This is a genomic window from Vulcanisaeta distributa JCM 11217 (genome assembly GCF_001316005.1).
GTDB lineage: Archaea > Thermoproteota > Thermoprotei > Thermoproteales > Thermocladiaceae > Vulcanisaeta > Vulcanisaeta distributa_B.
Map to the genome: position 1 here is coordinate 137,363 of NZ_BBBJ01000004.1, position 15,797 is coordinate 153,159.

At 47.7% G+C, this 15,797-nt stretch carries 16 protein-coding genes, 1 tRNA gene and 5 pseudogenes; 16 read left to right on the top strand and 6 right to left on the bottom strand.

The window, feature by feature from the left end:
* Positions 1-22 precede the first annotated feature (22 nt).
* From JCM11217_RS05640 to JCM11217_RS14270, 5 genes and pseudogenes are all read left to right on the top strand, one after another.
* Positions 23-1,898 (top strand): annotated as a pseudogene (locus tag JCM11217_RS05640) (phosphoadenosine phosphosulfate reductase family protein).
* 22 nt (positions 1,899-1,920) lie between these two features.
* Positions 1,921-2,133: a hypothetical protein gene (locus JCM11217_RS05645; RefSeq protein ID WP_054842334.1), complete on the top strand. Its 213-nt coding sequence runs from the start codon at positions 1,921-1,923 to the stop codon at positions 2,131-2,133.
* 23 nt (positions 2,134-2,156) lie between these two features.
* Complete coding sequence (locus JCM11217_RS14260) at positions 2,157-2,645, top strand: hypothetical protein (protein ID WP_243678478.1); 489 nt, start codon at positions 2,157-2,159, stop codon at positions 2,643-2,645.
* Positions 2,615-2,848 carry an aminotransferase class V-fold PLP-dependent enzyme gene (locus JCM11217_RS14265; RefSeq protein WP_243678479.1) on the top strand — a complete coding sequence of 78 codons (234 nt, stop codon included), beginning with the start codon at positions 2,615-2,617 and terminating at the stop codon, positions 2,846-2,848. Before JCM11217_RS14260 ends, JCM11217_RS14265 begins: the two co-directional genes overlap by 31 nt.
* Positions 2,794-3,354, top strand: coding sequence for a hypothetical protein (locus JCM11217_RS14270; RefSeq protein ID WP_243678480.1), 561 nt, complete (start codon positions 2,794-2,796; stop codon positions 3,352-3,354). Before JCM11217_RS14265 ends, JCM11217_RS14270 begins: the two co-directional genes overlap by 55 nt.
* Here the strand turns inward: JCM11217_RS14270 and JCM11217_RS05655 are convergent.
* Positions 3,344-4,057 (bottom strand): annotated as a pseudogene (locus tag JCM11217_RS05655) (7-cyano-7-deazaguanine synthase). The gene JCM11217_RS14270 and the pseudogene JCM11217_RS05655 overlap by 11 nt on opposite strands.
* Positions 4,058-4,284: 227 nt before the next feature.
* Here JCM11217_RS05655 and JCM11217_RS05660 point away from each other — a divergent pair.
* Positions 4,285-5,548 (top strand): annotated as a pseudogene (locus tag JCM11217_RS05660) (MmgE/PrpD family protein).
* Positions 5,549-5,819: 271 nt separating this feature from the next.
* A pseudogene (locus tag JCM11217_RS05665) lies at positions 5,820-7,452 on the top strand (DNA topoisomerase VI subunit B).
* Between the two features lie 62 nt (positions 7,453-7,514).
* Here the strand turns inward: JCM11217_RS05665 and JCM11217_RS05670 are convergent.
* Together JCM11217_RS05670 and JCM11217_RS05675 are read right to left on the bottom strand one after the other, a co-directional pair.
* A complete protein-coding gene (locus tag JCM11217_RS05670) occupies positions 7,515-7,970 on the bottom strand; it encodes a DUF123 domain-containing protein (protein ID WP_054842335.1) in 456 nt (151 codons plus the stop codon).
* Complete coding sequence (locus tag JCM11217_RS05675) at positions 7,964-8,650, bottom strand: hypothetical protein (RefSeq protein ID WP_054842336.1); 687 nt, start codon at positions 8,648-8,650, stop codon at positions 7,964-7,966. The genes JCM11217_RS05670 and JCM11217_RS05675 overlap by 7 nt, the downstream gene beginning before the upstream one ends.
* Before the next feature lie 84 nt (positions 8,651-8,734).
* Here JCM11217_RS05675 and JCM11217_RS05680 point away from each other — a divergent pair.
* The 5 genes and pseudogenes from JCM11217_RS05680 to JCM11217_RS05695 all read left to right on the top strand — a co-directional run bounded on the left by JCM11217_RS05680 (position 8,735) and on the right by JCM11217_RS05695 (position 11,954).
* Positions 8,735-9,750, top strand: a pseudogene (locus tag JCM11217_RS05680) (RNA-guided pseudouridylation complex pseudouridine synthase subunit Cbf5).
* Between the two features lie 197 nt (positions 9,751-9,947).
* Positions 9,948-10,391, top strand: coding sequence for a radical SAM protein (locus tag JCM11217_RS14275; RefSeq protein WP_243678481.1), 444 nt, complete (start codon positions 9,948-9,950; stop codon positions 10,389-10,391).
* On the top strand, positions 10,388-11,110 hold the full coding sequence (locus JCM11217_RS14280) for an SPASM domain-containing protein (protein WP_243678482.1): 723 nt from the start codon (positions 10,388-10,390) through the stop codon (positions 11,108-11,110). Before JCM11217_RS14275 ends, JCM11217_RS14280 begins: the two co-directional genes overlap by 4 nt.
* On the top strand, positions 11,110-11,292 hold the full coding sequence (locus tag JCM11217_RS05690; RefSeq protein ID WP_054842337.1) for a hypothetical protein: 183 nt from the start codon (positions 11,110-11,112) through the stop codon (positions 11,290-11,292). Before JCM11217_RS14280 ends, JCM11217_RS05690 begins: the two co-directional genes overlap by 1 nt.
* A gap of 107 nt (positions 11,293-11,399) precedes the next feature.
* Positions 11,400-11,954: a GNAT family N-acetyltransferase gene (locus JCM11217_RS05695; RefSeq protein WP_054842338.1), complete on the top strand. Its 555-nt coding sequence runs from the start codon at positions 11,400-11,402 to the stop codon at positions 11,952-11,954.
* A 16-nt stretch (positions 11,955-11,970) separates the two neighbouring features.
* Here the strand turns inward: JCM11217_RS05695 and JCM11217_RS05700 are convergent.
* A tRNA-Leu gene (locus JCM11217_RS05700) sits at positions 11,971-12,062 on the bottom strand.
* A 116-nt stretch (positions 12,063-12,178) separates the two neighbouring features.
* On the opposite strand from JCM11217_RS05700, the gene JCM11217_RS14285 reads away from it, so the two are divergent.
* Genes JCM11217_RS14285 through JCM11217_RS14300 form a run of 4 tightly spaced genes read left to right on the top strand, consistent with a single transcriptional unit; the run spans position 12,179 to position 13,881 of the window.
* Complete coding sequence (locus JCM11217_RS14285) at positions 12,179-12,739, top strand: ABC transporter ATP-binding protein (RefSeq protein ID WP_243678483.1); 561 nt, start codon at positions 12,179-12,181, stop codon at positions 12,737-12,739.
* 41 nt (positions 12,740-12,780) lie between these two features.
* Entirely contained in the window at positions 12,781-13,425 is a 645-nt protein-coding gene (locus JCM11217_RS14290) for a hypothetical protein (RefSeq protein WP_243678484.1), read from the top strand.
* Positions 13,425-13,727: an ABC transporter permease gene (locus tag JCM11217_RS14295; RefSeq protein ID WP_243678485.1), complete on the top strand. Its 303-nt coding sequence runs from the start codon at positions 13,425-13,427 to the stop codon at positions 13,725-13,727. Before JCM11217_RS14290 ends, JCM11217_RS14295 begins: the two co-directional genes overlap by 1 nt.
* A 7-nt stretch (positions 13,728-13,734) precedes the next feature.
* Entirely contained in the window at positions 13,735-13,881 is a 147-nt protein-coding gene (locus JCM11217_RS14300) for a hypothetical protein (protein ID WP_243678486.1), read from the top strand.
* A gap of 4 nt (positions 13,882-13,885) precedes the next feature.
* Here JCM11217_RS14300 and JCM11217_RS05715 read toward each other — a convergent pair whose 3' ends face one another.
* On the bottom strand, positions 13,886-15,094 hold the full coding sequence (locus tag JCM11217_RS05715; RefSeq protein ID WP_054842339.1) for an MFS transporter: 1,209 nt from the start codon (positions 15,092-15,094) through the stop codon (positions 13,886-13,888).
* Between the two features lie 38 nt (positions 15,095-15,132).
* The gene (locus JCM11217_RS05720; RefSeq protein WP_243678520.1) at positions 15,133-15,789 is read right to left on the bottom strand and encodes an SDR family oxidoreductase; all 657 of its coding nucleotides are present in this window, start codon (positions 15,787-15,789) and stop codon (positions 15,133-15,135) included.
* Positions 15,790-15,797: the final 8 nt, after the last annotated feature.

Genomic DNA, 15,797 nt, shown 5'->3' on the forward strand with positions numbered 1-15,797 from the left:
TTATCCTCAAACCCGCAGTAAGATGCCCTCAGTGATTTATTGGTGCGATGACTTAAACGTGCCGGTACTCAGTAAGGACTTGGGAGCTAAGCGATGCTCATCAATGAGTATTGCCAGGATTACGAGACCTGGCGATGTTAGACCTGCCTTTCACGCTGACGTTGAGATTACTAGGAGGGCTGTGATTAATGAGTTTGGGAGTGAGGAGTTGGCTAGGTTATTAATACCCGATAATGAGGTCATCCTCCTCAATAAAATACCCGGCTACGCAGACCAGGCAGATGAGGTCATCGTGAGGGGTAGGGTAATTGGCCACAGGTTTTATGATATAGAGAGGAGAATGTGGAGGTTTAGGCCGTTGTACGAGGGTGTCACCGAGATGATCAATAGGGGGCCTTGGTTATTGGGCCTTAGTTAAATTAGATAAACTTCCTGAAAGGTACGATGTTCATAGGGAGTTGATCATTAGGGGGTAACCTACCCAGCGAGAGGTACGCGCACGTTGCCGTATCCACAGAGGATGGTAAATACCACGGCATTGCCAAGTCAATGAGGGGGGGCGGCAGACTCAGGATAATCAAGAGCTGGTTAGCAAAGGGATCGCTGCCAAGCCCCCCCAAGCCTAGCACGCTGAAGGACTTCATTGAGTTGAACAGGGATTACATAGAGCATAAGGCCGAGAAAGCCGTGGAGTTCTTAAGGAGGGTCTTCAGTGAGTATAGGAAGCCAATCGTGGTCTCATACTCAGGTGGTAAGGACTCCCTAGTAGCCCTTGACCTGGTGGCTAGGACCGGCGTTAAATTCTACGTATTATTTAATGACACAGGCCTCGAGCCACTGGAGTCCTATGATAATGTTAGGGAGGTTGCGAAGCTCTACAATGCCGAGCTGATAATAGCCTCGGCAGGGGATAGGTACTGGAGGGCGATTAGGGAATTCGGACCACCAGCCAGGGACTACCGCTGGTGCTGCAAGGTCATTAAGCTCGGGCCAATAACCGATGAGATGCTGCGTAGGTTTCCAGGGGGGGGCTTTATTAGCGTCGTTGGTCAAAGAGCCTTTGAGTCGTTCCAAAGGGCTAGGTTGCCTAGGGTCTCGGTTAGTAAGTGGGTTACTAAGGATATTGTTGTTGCTCCAATACAGGACTGGACGGCGCTCGAGGTTTGGGGCTACATATTGCTGAGGAACCTGCCCTACAACAGGCTTATGAGTATGGCTTTGATAGGCTTGGCTGTGTCATATGCCCGGCGAATGAGTTGGGGGAGTTTGAAGTTGTGCGTGAGAAATACCCCCCCGGTATTTACACGAGGCTTCACGAGGTACTTAAGGAATTCATAGCTAGCCAGGGATTGTCGAGCGAATTCATTGATTACGGCCTTTGGCGTTGGAGGAGGGGCTTACCAGGTGATATCCGTAGTCGAGTTAGGGCGAGTTTCAGGGTTAAGTATCCAGTCAGGTTTAGTGGTGATGGTGGGTCGCTGATAGTGGATGCCGATAAGCCCATTAACATGGGCACCTTCACGGAGTTCCTAAAGATGCTTGGTTCGGTGGAGGGCACTGATGGTTCATACATTGTGAGAGGTAAGTTTGGGGAGGCCGAGGTCAGGGTTGGGCAGGGTGGTAATAAGGTGCTTATCTCCTCGACCAGTAAGGAGTTGAGGGTTCATATTGCGGGCTTTGTGGCTAGGGCGTCGATATGCGGTGAGTGTAATCTATGCGTTAATTGGTGCCCAACAAAGGCATTGAGGCGTGTTGGTTCGGGGGGGCCTTCATTCATTGTTGATGAGAGTAAGTGTATAAATTGCCTGCTTTGCTCCAAGGCCTGTCCTTCGGCTCAGTACCTGGTTTATCGCCGTCCTGAGATTCGCGGGGGGGGCCTGAGTTTATTGCCTTATTAATTATTTAGTGAGTGTTTTATTGATGGATAGGGAGGAGGCCGTTAAGGCAATTTACCACTTAATTGATTGGTTGGTTAACCCAAGTGAGGAGTTTAGTACGGTGCTTCAGTACCTGAATGAGTTGTGTATGGAGTTTGGGACCTGCGTTAAGGTTGATGAGCCAACGAGGGTATCGGTCATGAAGGCGATTATAGAGGTTGTGATGGAGTTGCTTAGTAGGTGCGATAAAAATTAATCCCGGTAATACTCACTTAATCAATGGGTTGGTTGGAGGAGCTTAGGGGGGGTAGGATAGAGATAACGCGGAGAAAGATATACCTTGATAATGCTGGGGGGGCTGGTCCATTAACGAAGGATGCCGCTGAGGCAATTATGAATTTCGTTAATCTATGGCAGGAGGAGGGTGAGCCGTGGGAATTGGCCCTTGACCATATCGTGGAGGCTAAGAGAGTCTTTGCGCAGTTGATTAATGCCCCGTCGTGGCAGAGTATTGCTGCCGTGCCGAGCGCCACGTATGGGTTAAATGCGTTATTATCGGCTATGGAGTTTAGGCCCGGTAGTAACGTGGTCATTAGCTCACTCAATTTCCCAACAGGCGTCTTCTCATTCCACGCTCTCAAGTCCCGTGGCCTAATTAAGGAGGTTAGGATCGCGAGGCCCGTTAATGGTACGTACCCCTGGAGGAGTATGAGAAGCTCATTGATGATAACACCGCGGTGGTCTTTGTTGATTATGTTTCTTGGATAACGGGATATAGGGAAAGGATTAGGGAGATTGCTGAGATTGCACATGCGAGAGGTGCCGTTTTAATAAGTGATGCATTTCATGCAGTTGGCGTCCTACCAATTGATGTAACTAGGGATGGCGTTGATGCCCTAATTACAGGTTCATATAAATGGTTGCTCGGCCTCATGGTGCCGGCTTCGTCTATGTTAGTGACGAGTTATTAAATAGGCTTAAGCCATCGTTATCGGGTTGGATGGGGATAGACGATAACCAAGTGAGTAGGAGGTTGAGGGGTGAGAAGTTGTTTGAGAGGCCGATAGATATAAGCACGTACATGCCTGCCAGGGATGCTGCAAGGCTTGAGTGGGGGGGTACGTGGCCGATAATAGCGTTTGAGGGGGGGACCCTGGCATCCATGAGATTACTGCTTAGGTACGAGGTGCCTCATAGATTTGAGGAACATACCAGTAGGTTAATTAGGCATTTGGCGGATTCATTAGGGGGGGATTTGGGGGGGTTGAAGGTAACGACACCGCTCGAAAGCCATGCAGCGATACTGACCTTCGAGTACTCGGATCCCTACGGCCTTGCCGAGCTCCTCGGTAGGGATGGTATCGTGGTCTCCCCAAGACCTGGTACTATCAGGGTGTCACCGCATGGTTATAATACCGTTGATGAGATTGAGAAGTTTATTGAGGCCTTGAGAGCGTATATTAGGGCTAGGGCTTGATCAGTGATTTCTTCCTTAATAACCACCAATCCCTCCCATTACTTATTGCTTCTTCGAGTGGGTCCTTAATGCCTAGCTCATTAAATGCCCTCTTCCTGGCCAGACACCCGCTGCATTGGCCGCATGGCACGTCGTAATTATTATGGCAGGACCACGTGTATTCAAAGGGCACGCCCAATTTAAGGCCTAGCCTAACGACATCTGTCTTACTCAGCTTAGAGAGCGGTGCTATGACTCTGAGCCCCCCCTGGCCCTGCTATGTAGGTACCTATTGTTAATGCCCTCGAGATTAACCTCCTAAATTCCCTCGATGTATCTGGGAAGTACTTCGTATCATCAGCATTATGGCCCGCGACTATCGTGTCTATCCCCCCCAGTATCTCCGCGTAATACGCGGCAATCGCGTATATTATTGCGTTTCTCGCGGGTATAGTACTTGGGTGAGCACTCCTTAGGTGGCTCGGTCTTTCATTATCATCGTCCCACAGTTCATCAACCTCCCTCATGAACGGTAGATCAACCTCAATCAGTTCCGTATTTGTTAACCTGGCCAGTTCCCTCGCCGATTCCTTCTCACGTTCACCCCCCTGCCTGGGTAATTTATTGATATGGCGATCACGTCATAACCACGTGACTTAAGTAGGTACAGCGCCACGGCTGAGTCAATACCACCAGAGAGTAATACAATGGCTCTTTTCCTCATTCATTAATGGTCACGTCATTAATGTTAATAAGTAATTTGTGATTGTTCATTGAGGTTATGCATTAAAATTAGGCGTTGTCTCATTAGGTGAGTATGGTTAAGGATAGTGTTGGTGAAGCCATAATTCATTATGCACTTAATGTTAAGTTTGAGGACTTGGATCAGCAGGTCATTAATGAGGTTAAGCGTAGGGTTCTTGACAGCTTGGTGTTGCCTTAGCGGCCTTCATGGCTGAGCCCGTTAAGATAGCGAGAAGCGTCGCTAAGAATCATCGGTCGAGTGTTGAAGCTACGTTGTGGGGGGGTACGCTCGATACATCATCGATTGAGTGGGCTGTGTTTACGAATGCGCTCATGGTTAGGTACCTCGATTATAACGATACGTACCTAAGCAAGGAACCGCTTCATCCAAGCGACATGATCCCTGCATTACTCGCGGCTGCCGAGTATAGGGGATTGAGTGGTAGGGATTTGATAACGGCCATAGCAACGTCGTATGAGATAGGCGTTAGGCTTTGCGATGCGGGTAGTCTTAGGCTTCACGGTTGGGATCACGTCAATTACATAGGAATTGCAGTTACGGCAGGCCTCGCGAAGCTCATGGGCCTTAACGAGAGTGAGGCCTTGAATGCATTATCGATAGCCACGGTACCGCATGCAGCCATGAGGCAGTCAAGGGTTGGTGAACTTAGTCACTGGAAGGCGGCAGCAACCGCTAATTCCTCGAGGAATGCCGTGTTCGCAGTGTTACTGGCTAGGGAGGGATTCACGGGGGGGCCGGACGCACCGTTGAAGGGCGAGATGGGTTTCATAAGGCAGTTACTGGCTGGGGGGGAATTTAATGATAAGTTAATACTTGACCTGGGCTCAATACCGAGTCCCAAGAGGATACTGGACACGTACATAAAGCCATACCCAGTGGAGTACCACGCGCAGTCGGCCGTTGATGCGGCTAGGATGATTAGGCAGGAGTATGGAAAGGCCATTGAGCCTGACGATGTTGAGACTATAACAATAGACACGTTCAAGGCTGCCTACGACATAATAGTTAAGGACCCCCGAGAAGTGGGATCCAAAGACTAAGGAGACTGCGGACCACAGCCTAATGTGGGTAACGGCGGTGGCGCTACTTTACGGTACCGTTGAGCTATACCACTATAAGCCCGAGAATATACGTGATCCTAGGGTACTCTCATTAATAAGGAAGATGAGGGTTAATGTGGATCCAGAGCTTGATAAGCTATATCCATCGGCAATACCCAATAGGATAACCGTGAAGTTCAAAGACGGTAGGGAATTAACAGCCCGTGTAGATCATCCAAGGGGGGGCCACCCAAAGAACCCGATGACAGATGAGGAGGTTGAGGATAAGTTTAGGAGATTAACCGACGGCCTATTAACACCTAGTCAAGCCAACACCGTGATAAATCTCGTAAAGAGCCTCGAAAATATAAAGGACATGAAGCAAATCCTCAAGGCCATAGTTATATGAACTCATGTAATTAATAGTTTACTCCCGATCACTTCATTTTTAAGTCCCCCTACATAAAACACCTTCAGCGTATCAACCCTGTTCGATAATCACTTAATACATGAATAATGATTATTTTAGTCATGAATGCAAAATACCGTGTGCTATTCTTTCAATTACGGTTTACATGATGCGTTATTGCATCATCGTGATTTTATCGATTATTAATAACTTTTGCATATTATAAAATGCAAAAAGTTTAAATTGGCTCTCGTTTCCTAGGCTTTAGATCATGGGTAGTAACGATATTGTTAAGTTTGAGGCTTTATCGCCGGCTGAGTTCTTTAGGCGTAATCGAGAGATAGCAGGATTTAGTAATCCGACTAGGGCTGTTTATCAGACGATTAGGGAACTTGTTGAGAATAGTCTTGACGCGACTGAGACGTTTAAGATACTGCCGAGCATAAAGATATACATTGATTATGCAGATCAATCTAGGAATTGGGTCAGTATTTACGTTGAGGATAACGGCATTGGAATACCTGGGGGGGATGAGATACCAAACGTCTTTGGCAGGGTATTCTACAGTAGTAAGTATAGGATTAAGCAGCACAGGGGGGGTATCTTCGGGCTTGGCGCCAAGATGGTTGTGCTATATGCTCAGTCGACCACGAATACTCCAATACTCGTTAGGAGTGCGCCGTTGAAGAGTGATGTTATTTATGAGTATCAGTTGATGATTGATATTACGAAGAACGAGCCCGTGATAGTCTCACAGAGAACGCTGGAGAATAAGTATGGGTGGCATGGCACGGCGATTAAGGTGATTCTTGAGGGTGACTGGTCAAAGGCTAAGCGGAGGGTTGAGGAGTACCTGAGGAGGACTGCCATGGTCGCGCCGTATGCCGAGTTTGTACTCAGGGGGGGTCCTGATGAGGACGACGCCATTAAAATACCTAGGGTAACCACGAAAATGCCCGATCCACCAGAGGAGGGTCTTCCGCATCCCAAGAGCGTTGATGTGGAGTTGATAAAGCAATTAATACAGAGGGACCCAAATATGCCACTGCTTGAGTTCCTTGTTGAGAACTTCGATGGTGTTGGCGAGACCATTGCTAAGACATTCCTCGATTTCGTTGGGCTGCCGCCGGACATGCCCGTGGGTAAGCTCGTGAACGATGAATTGGTTAATTTCGTAACGAAGATGAGGGAGTTTAATGGGTGGAGGAGGCCCAGGCTGATTGCTTTCGCCGATTGGTGAAGACATACTTGCTGAGGGTGTTAAGTTTGTGCTTAGGCCGGAGGTTGTGTTTACGGTCACTAGGAAGCCTAGTTCATACATGGGTAATCCATTCATCGTCGAGGCAGCGCTGGCTTGGGGGGGTGGGGGGGCTATCGAGCCCAGTGATAAGCCATTAATCTACAGGTTTGCTAATAAGGTTCCGCTTATTTATGATGAGGGTAATGACGTTGTTAGGAAGATTGTTGATGAGATTGACTGGACACAGTATAAGGTTAAGTTTCCGGCGCCGCTGGCCATTGTTGTGCACATATGCTCTACCAAGATACCATACGCGAGCGCGGGCAAGGAGGCTATTGCAGAGGTACCTGAGATAGAGTCGGAGGTCAGGAATGCGATTAGGGAGGTTGCCAGGAAGTTAAGGCTCTACATAACCAGAAAGGAGAAGGAGCAGGAGCTCCTAATGAAGTACGCAATATTTAGCATGTACGCAGAGGAGGTGGCTAATGCCCTCTCCTATGTGAGTAAGGCGGATCTGGATGAATTAAGGAGCAGCATTAATGCCTTAATAAGGGAGAAACTGAGAATAAAGAGTCTTGAGGAGTTATTAACGAATAATGTTAACAATACCGAGAATGGGGGTAATGAGGACGAGGGTAATCAGGAACACGAGCCATCATCATGAGTCCTCAGACGCACCAGCAACATCACTAGGCTACATTGAATAGTGAGTTTATATGATTATCTCTATAATGACTTATTATAATGATCATTGAATTTACGGCTATATCCGTTACTCAGTTCCTTATGAATGGCCATGCTTAATTCATGGAGAATCTTAATGATCGTTTCATCACCTGAACCCACCCTAAATAAGTGTGTTTTATCCTCCCTCTTATCGCTATTTCCAAAACCTGGAATTCCTGGGAACTTATCAAGTAATGCCTTGGCGACATCCTCCTCCGTATAGGGCAGTATCATGACAGCTACCTCATTGCATATTTCGTGCAGGTAATCAACATGCCAAAACCTATTAACGACCTTACCAAGATGCCTAACTATGCGTGCCGCGCATGCATTACCGCACGAACCCACGTACGCGTAAAACCCATCAACTATTGCAAACTTGCTACCCCCCCTGGTAATTACATCGCCACCCCCCCTACACCTGAATAGGGCTATATAGCTACGCCACTTCACCATACATAGGTCACATTAATAACGGCGTTCTCCGGTATCTCGCCATTAACTATCGTACCCGCATTCGTTGGTGGGTAATACTGAGCAACATAGCATGTAAAGCCGAGGGTAAGTACGTACGTTGAGTTTGGTAGTACTGGGATGATTAATTGCCCATACTGACCAGCTTCATAGGCGTATGCTGAGCTCTCGTATGTGTACATCGCGGTCATGGGCATTGAGGGCATCGCCTGGGCCATTACATATACGTAATACGATACTGAACCCTCAATGACTTGGGGGGGATTCGATAATCTATACGTTATTACTAAGTAACCAGGCCCCTTCGTTTCAAAGTAAAGATCCTTAGTTGACTGGAGTGTGTAGCCATTACAACTCGTTATTGATAACGTGGCGCTCATGATTAGGTTACTCGCAATAACCTCTTTATGACTTAGTGAGCCCTGGTACTGAATCGAGCTTTCATTTGTCATACACTCATTCAGCTTCTGAAGGAGTGCGGTGTATTTGATGAGTAGGTTCGTGTAATTGTTCATTAACTCTTCATACTCAACAGAGTTAACGTAGGAACTACTTGCCGTAACACCATTCCTAGCCAGGTATAGTGAGTGTATCGAGTACACCAGTACTATTGCGAGCACCAGCGCCAGAATTACCATGCTCAACGTCTTTATACTGGGCACTTGCGTTTATTACTGTGGGGTAAAATAAAAGTTAATTTACCATAGCGTGGAGATAGACTTTTATAATCCATAGGTCCTGCAATTATGATTGGCGTGTCGTTACCCAATTATTGCAGTGAGCCGGAGATCCTCGTTAAGATACCTAATGAGCAGACCAACCAGAGTGGGGGGGTATACCACCGGAGAAGAGGCCCATGGACCTGTACCTCAAGTACGGCTTTGTGGTGATCGATAAGCCAATGGGGGGACCAACAAGCCACGAGGTGGCTGCCTGGGTTAAGAAAATGCTTAACCTCGATAAGGCTGGTCACTCTGGGACGCTTGATCCAGGGGGGGTTTCGGGCGTATTACCCATAGCGCTTGGTGAGTCCACAAAGGCGATGCCGGCAATAAACACGCTGGATAAGGAGTACGTAATGGTCATGAAGCTTCACGGCGATGTTGATGATGAGAAGTTGAGAGCCGTGCTTAGGGAATTCACCGGCGCCATTTATCAAAGACCACCATTGAGGAGTGCTGTCAAGAGACAGTTGAGGATTAAGCACGTTTATGAGCTTGAGCTTCTCGAGAGGATGGTAAGTACGTATTAATTAGGATGAATGTGGAGTCTGGGACCTACGCCAGGAAACTTGCCTACGATATTGGCGAGGTACTGGGGGGGTTGGTGCTAACATGAGGGAGCTTAGGAGGACTAGGGTTGGTTGTTTCACGGAGAGGGAGGCGGTTACACTCCAGGACCTTAAGGATGCGTACACACTCTATAGGGATTACGGTGTTGAGGACTTGCTCAGGACCTACGTGAAGCCCGTTGAGTACATGGTTAGGCACCTACCAAGGTCTGGATTAGGGACTCGGCAGTCGATGCTGTATGCCATGGCGCCGCGTTGGCAGTTCCAGGCATTGTTAAGTTAACGAACAATATTAACAAGGGATCGCTTGTGGCAATAATGACGCTTAAGAATGAATTAGTTGCCCTTGGTTATGCGGAGATGACTAGTGATGAGATAATGAGGGCGCAGCGAGGGATTGCCGTTAAGACGACTAGGGTAATCATGAGGAAGGGTACGTACCCCCCCAATGTGGAAGAGAAGGAAGGCTGAGGAAAAGGCTGAGAAGAAGCCACAGGGCTCTGAGGGCGAGTCGCAGCAATAGTTTTATTACTCCATTTATTGTAAATAGGCTGGCTGATGAGAATTGAGGGTCAACTGACCTGGTGAGGAACAGCGGATCGCCTGATTTCTATCTCGATATCTATAATTTAAACCAGAGCATGTAACTATAGGGATTAGGCGATTAGGTGGTTGATGATACCGAGATATACCTGGATGAGTGCCCTGCATCGCCACTCGGTCACATACTGGCTTTACGGAGTAGTGTCGAGGGTAGTAATGAACCTCCATACCTGAGTATGGATTCGATAAATGACGTAACCATATACCTAACCCACGCATGCAACCTTAGATGCAAACACTGCTATTTATCGGCAGGTAAGCCGTTAAGTAGGGAGTTGAATGTTGATGATTGGCTTCTCATACTCGATAAACTAAGGGATTTGGGAGTTAAGTACGTGTATTTATTGGGTGGTGAACCAACGTTGCTGATTAAGAGGGGGGGTTTATTGAGGATAATAAGTCATGCGAAGGATCTCGGCCTCTACGTATCGATGAGCACCAATGGTACATTGATTAATAGGGAGAACGCGCTTCAACTTAAGAGGCTTGTCTTGACCAGGTCCAGGTGAGCCTTGATGGTCCAAATCCCGCGGTTAATGACGTGATTAGAGGTTTTGGCAGCTTTAATAAGGCTATCAGGGCTATCAATGTATTTAAGGAGGTTGGTATTGCCGTGTCGTTATCATACACGGTGATTCCTGATAATGCTTATTACGTAACTGACATGGTTAAGCTAACGGAGAGGTTGGGAGTGCCCGTGCTCACCTTTATACGTGTTCAGGAATTTGGTAGGGCTCGAGAAAACGGTCTATCACTTAGCGATGAACTGGCGAGGATGGTGATTAATGATTTAATGCGCATCAGGACTAACGTCAAGCTAGTCCTAAATGGCTTTAGGTTTAGTCTCAGCGATTTATACGAGGTATATGGAAAGTCAAGGGAGAGACTTAATGCCCTTAAAATCATTAATTACTCAACGTGCCCCCCCGCAGGCAGGAGTAGGTTCGTAATAGACCCAGACGGTAGTGTCTATGGGTGTGAGCTATTAATGAGTAAGGAGTTCTACGAGGGCAATGCGTTGAGGGATGACCTTAGGGCTATTTGGAGGGATGGCTTTAGATCCTTTAGGGATAGGAGGTATGTGGAAATAAAGCCATGCAGCACCTGCCCAATGGCTGACCTATGCAACGCAGGTTGTCCTGCCCGGGCATTTACGGCATTCGGTTCCGTGAATTTGCCTGATCCTTACTGCCCAATCGTTAAGGAACTGATTAATAAATACAGGTAATGATTTACTCCCTAATTAAGGAAATGATTGTTGATGTATTCAGGGAGTTGAGTAGGGATGTACTTAGCCTAATCAAGAGAGCCTACATGGCGGATCCCATTAGGCATGCCTATCTGTTTTACGACATTACTTACTACCCGGAGTTCACTGAGGCATACCTAAACGTGTTGGTAATGAGATAATTGGTTACATATTAATATTCAGGGGGGGATTACCGCACACGGCGATTCACGTAATCGGCAATGCACCCATTAACGTACTTAATGAGGTTCCATTAAGCAATCACCTAGTGATTCATGCAGAGACCGAGCCTAAGTACGTAAACAACCTAGTCAATAAACTATCCAGTAAGGGCATGGTATCACTATCCAGGGGGGGCATAACGATGATTTGCCAGGGAAGCACATTCAGGGAGTTCGTAATCCGCGGTAATGCCGTAGTCCGCAAATTATCGATTAATAACGTTGACGAATTCGTCAAGATCAAGAGCGTTCAGGGAACACAGATAAGTAAGGCTGAGGCACTAATTAGACTGTCATCACCCCCCCACTGGCATTACTACGGCTTATTCATCAATAATGAGTTAGTGGCTATTGCAGGCACATACCTAAAGCTACCGGAAGTTTGGATCATAGGTGACGTATTCACAACACCCAACCATAGAAATAAAGGTTTTGCGAAGGCCGTGGTTTCCGCAGTCACAAAAGACGTAATTAATGCTGGCGCTATAGCAATGCTGCACGTCGACGAAGATAACATACCCGCAATCAAAGTTTATAAACGACTTGGCTATATCGCCATTCAATATTTTACTTGGTTACATTATGAGAAGCATGATCCCTGAAAAATAATGATATATTTGGTGCGGGGGGGTGGGATTTGAACCCACGCAGGCCTTCGCCAACGGGACCTCAACCCGTCCCCCCCTTTGACCTGGCTCGGGCACCCCCCCCGCCGATTATCATCTTGCGGTTTTAGTTTTAAGTGTTTTTCTGTGATTTTGTTATGGCGCATTATCTCGTGTTATGGGGAGAAAGTGTTATTAATGTTGTTTTCGATAACGGCTTCGTGTCTGCTGTTCTTTATGATCACGTTACTAAGAGGTTTGGGCGTATTGTGGCTGTTGAGGATGTTTACCTTGAGGTTCCCGAGGGTAGGATAGTGGCGCTCGTGGGTCCTAATGGTGCTGGTAAGACGACGATGCTTAGGCTTGCGGCTGGCATACTTGTTCCTGATGGTGGTAGGGTCCTTGTTTATGGTTATGACGCAATGAGTGTCAGGGCTAAGAGGAGGGTTGGGTTTATGACGCCCATGGACCGCGGTGTTTACTGGAGATTGACGGCGATGGATAACCTGGTCTTCTTCGGCACATTATACGGCCTATCGCTCAGGGAGGCTAGGGAAAGGGCTAAGGAGTTACTCGAGGAGTTAGGGCTTAGTGGAAGGGCTAATGATTGGGTTGCCACGTATAGCACGGGCATGATGAGGAGGCTCGAGATCGCCAGGGCGTTGATGCATGACCCGGACGTGCTGTTGCTTGACGAGCCGACGAGCGGCATAGACATTGATGCGAAGCACAGCATACTCAATTTCATTAGGGGGGGTCTTAGGGGGGTAGGAAGACCGTAATCCTCGCGTCCCACGATCCTCAGGAGATCGAGTTAGCCGATATGGTCGTGTACATAAATAGGAGGATCCTAAATGAGGCGCCCGCTCTTAAGATTGTTAAGGTCCTTGTTAAGGGTTCCGTGGATGGACTTAACGGTTTTAATGTGGAGAGTATTGGTGGTGATGAGTACGTCATAGTAACAACAATTGATAGATTTAATGAATTGATGAGTAGGTTAGCCATGTATGATGGTGGGGGGGTTAGGGTCATGGACATAGATGTTGAGGTTGCGGTGGCTGAGGGTAATGCCAGGAGAATGGAGAGGGTTATGAGGAGGAGGGAGGGGGGGGTGATCGTGATGGGCATTATTGATAGGCTATACAGCTTTGTCGTGATTAGGGGGGGTTGGAAGATGTGGGTTTCGTATAAGACCCAGGTTGTGCTTACAATGATTAACTGGGTCATCCCAGTATTCATATACTTCTTCATTGGCGTTACCCTAGGGTTTGGAAGGTTAAGTGCAGTTAGAGACTACACGGCATTCATGGTCATAGGCACGGCATTCCAGGGATACTTCTCAGCATCAGTAACGACGCTAGCCGGTCGTATTAGGAATGAGGAGCTCATTGGGACCCTGGAATACCTAATGGCAGCGCCACTGAGGCCCATGGCGCTGATGATGTATAACACCGTGTGGGGGGGCTAGTGATAAACTCGATAAGCGCGGTCACGGTCTTACTAATTGGGCTTGGTCTCGGTATCTCATATAAAGTAAATGCGCTTGCCACGATTACGTTCCTAATACTCTACCTGGCATCAATAATCGGTCTAAACCTAATCGCTGGTGCCGTCGTCCTAATCGTTAAGCAGGGTAATCCCATAGCCCTATTCACCTCGGTTGCCTCAAACCTATTGGGTGGTGTTGTGTTTCCCATCTCGGTACTGCCAACATGGCTTAGGTACATAAGTTATTCATTATCCCTGACCTGGGCGTTATCGGGGGCTTAGAGGCGCCATGCTCAGTGGCTATGGCATACCGCAATTACTTAATTACCTATGGCCGTTGGTTATCCTAGCCCTGGCATACATAGTGATTGGCATTGCCCTATCTAACTACGCCTTCACAAAAATACTCAGAGAGGGCTCAGTCCACATGTACTAAGCACCTATTCACTCTCCGCCTGGTAAGTCCTACGGTCATAGCGCCTAAAGAATACGTAGTAAAGTATTGGGTCGAGCAACGCTATGGCGCCTCCCAGCACCATTGATAACGAGAATTCTGCATAATCCATGAGCAACCCAGCTATAGTACTGCCCAGGCCATACGGAACCCTACGTGCGAGTCCGGTTATTGATAATCCCCCCCGTGCTCTCTCGTTCTCATCGATTAATTCCATCGATAGTGATTGGCGTAGGGGGGGTATAGTTATCATGTAAAGGGCGACCCTAATTACGTAGAGCGCGGCGTCAATAATGAATATCGGTATGAATGCCATTACGATGAATAGGGATACCGAGAGGGACCTGAGTAGTGATATGGCCCTCACACGGCCCATTAGGCCCTCGACCCTCCTAGCCAACAACGTGAGGACTATCGACACTACGTAAGACGCCGTATATACCTCGTTAATCTCAACCTCACTTGCATGAAGAAATAGCCTGAACCATAATGGCAGTAGTGGGGGGGTCACCATGCCAAGACCAAGACTCCCCCCCAGCGATCCTGCAATGGCGATCCTCGTTATTGGCCTTGAGGACCTCCTGGGTAGGACCTCATTGATACCTAAATACTTAATTCGAGGCTTATCCCTCCTGACTAGGGCGAGTAATGCCGTTGATATAACGCTCAATGCGAGGGATAATCTAAAGAGGGTCAAGTTGCCAAGGCCCATACTCAGTATTGTGTAGGATATTAGGGAGCCCATTAACGATGAGAATAGCGCTATTGACGTGGTAAGGCTAAAGACCCTGGTCCTCTCCATGGGCTCCGTATTGTCCGCAAGCAATGATGTCTGCAATGGAGACACAGGCCCACCACCGGCACCACCTCCGCCGGCACTTCCCGTGGTTGTACCGAGTATTGACGTTATGAAAAGTAGGGCCTTATTATTCGTCACGCTGAAGATTGCCATGGAAATCACGAATAGGCTCGACATTATGATGAGGGCATCCCTCCTACCTATTAAGTCACCGAGAAACCCAGAAACAAGCACTAGGGCTGCTGAGGATATTGATGCAACGAGGAAGTAAAGGCCAACGAGCGCTGCCGAGAATCCAATGGACTTCAGATACAGTGGTATTACAAATGTTAAGTAACCAAAGGCCAGGCTTCTAATGGCCCTAGACGCAATTAGCAATGCGATATCTCTACGCATTCATCATCACCTTACAGGATCACTTATTAAAGGAGTGCTTAGTCACATGCCGTGCACTCACCACCATCGATTACGATCGTGTGTCCGGTTATGAATGAGGAGTCATCACTAAGTAGAAAGACCACGGCCCTAGCCACCTCCTCAGGCTTACCAAGCCTGCCCATGGGTATGTAACTAATCAATTTCCTAACCTCATCACCACTTAGCCAATTAACCCAGCCAGTCTCGATGCTACCGAGTACCACGGCATTCACCCTAATTCTGGGTGCCAGTGAGAGGGCCATGGACTTAGTGAGGGCTATTATACCAGACTTAGCAATTAGGTAGGGTATTCCCGCAGTATCGCCGGTCCTCGCGGTTATTGAGGCCACATTGACTATGGAACCGCCATCCCCCATCAACTCAACGCCAAATTTACTGCATAGGAATGTGCCCTTCAAATCAACATTAATTACCTCCTCAAAATCGTTCCAGGTTAATTCATGGAATCCCCTATTCCAGATGGTTGCGGAGCCATGGCCTGCATTGTTGACTATTCCATGCAGTACTCCGTAATCCCTCCTAATTAATTCAAACATCGACCTGACCTCATCCTCTCTGGATACGTCAGCCCTAACTATGGCTGCGTCAAAGCCGTTCTTTCTTAATTCGAGCATTAATTCCTCGGCCTCCCTGACTGAGGACCTATAGTTTATTATTACCC

Coding starts and splice junctions, on each gene's coding strand:
- JCM11217_RS05645 (WP_054842334.1), top strand. CDS start 1,921: ATGGATAGGGAGGAGGCCGTTAAGGCAATTTACCACTTAATTGATTGG.
- JCM11217_RS14260 (WP_243678478.1), top strand. CDS start 2,157: ATGGGTTGGTTGGAGGAGCTTAGGGGGGGTAGGATAGAGATAACGCGG.
- JCM11217_RS14270 (WP_243678480.1), top strand. CDS start 2,794: ATGGTTGCTCGGCCTCATGGTGCCGGCTTCGTCTATGTTAGTGACGAG.
- JCM11217_RS05670 (WP_054842335.1), bottom strand. CDS start 7,970: ATGGTGAAGTGGCGTAGCTATATAGCCCTATTCAGGTGTAGGGGGGGT.
- JCM11217_RS05690 (WP_054842337.1), top strand. CDS start 11,110: ATGATTTACTCCCTAATTAAGGAAATGATTGTTGATGTATTCAGGGAG.
- JCM11217_RS14290 (WP_243678484.1), top strand. CDS start 12,781: ATGGTCGTGTACATAAATAGGAGGATCCTAAATGAGGCGCCCGCTCTT.
- JCM11217_RS14300 (WP_243678486.1), top strand. CDS start 13,735: ATGCTCAGTGGCTATGGCATACCGCAATTACTTAATTACCTATGGCCG.
- JCM11217_RS05715 (WP_054842339.1), bottom strand. CDS start 15,094: ATGCGTAGAGATATCGCATTGCTAATTGCGTCTAGGGCCATTAGAAGC.